The organism is Vibrio cionasavignyae (assembly GCF_050337155.1).
In the GTDB taxonomy this organism is placed as follows: Bacteria; Pseudomonadota; Gammaproteobacteria; order Enterobacterales; family Vibrionaceae; genus Vibrio; species Vibrio nomapromontoriensis.
On record NZ_JAKJSR010000067.1, the window covers coordinates 1 to 747 of the forward strand.

The 747-nt window shown below is 49.9% G+C and carries 1 protein-coding gene; it reads left to right on the forward strand.

Going from position 1 to position 747, the window contains the following annotated elements:
- Window positions 1-747 (forward strand): tandem-95 repeat protein (locus tag L4D74_RS25170; protein ID WP_428755126.1); only part of this gene is annotated, 747 nt, incomplete at both ends.

The window sequence follows — 747 nt, forward strand, 5'->3', positions numbered from 1 at the left end:
GCCATCACAGGGCCATCACAGGCGAGGACATTGTCTACACGCCAGAGGCTAACTTCAACGGCAGTGACAGTTTCACTATTACGCTGACCGATGGTAATGGGTTCACCACTGATAAAACGGTGAATGTCACCGTTGATAGCGTCAATGATGAGCCAACCATCACCATTAGCTCCACGCTCACCACCGACGAAGACAACAACCAAACCTTGAGCTTTAGCTTTAGCGATGTGGATGGTGACACGGTGACAGCAAGTGAGAAAACTGCCCCAAGTCACGGGGCGATTGCTATCAGTGGCGAGGACATTGTTTATACGCCAGACGATAACTTCAACGGTAGTGACAGTTTCACTATTACGCTGACCGATGGTAATGGATTCACCACCGACAAAACCGTTAATGTCATCGTTGATAGCGTCAATGATGAGCCAACGATCACCATTAGCTCCACGCTCACCACTGACGAAGACAATAATCAAACCTTGAGCTTTAGCTTTAGCGATGTGGATGGTGACACGGTGACAGCGAGCGAGAAAACCGCCCCAAGTCACGGCGCGATAGCCATCACAGGCGAGGACATTGTCTACACGCCAGAGGCTAACTTCAACGGCAGTGACAGTTTCACTATTACGCTGACCGATGGTAATGGGTTCACCACTGATAAAACGGTGAATGTCACCGTTGATAGCGTCAATGATGAGCCAACCATCACCATTAGCTCCACGCTCACCACCGACGAAGACAACAACC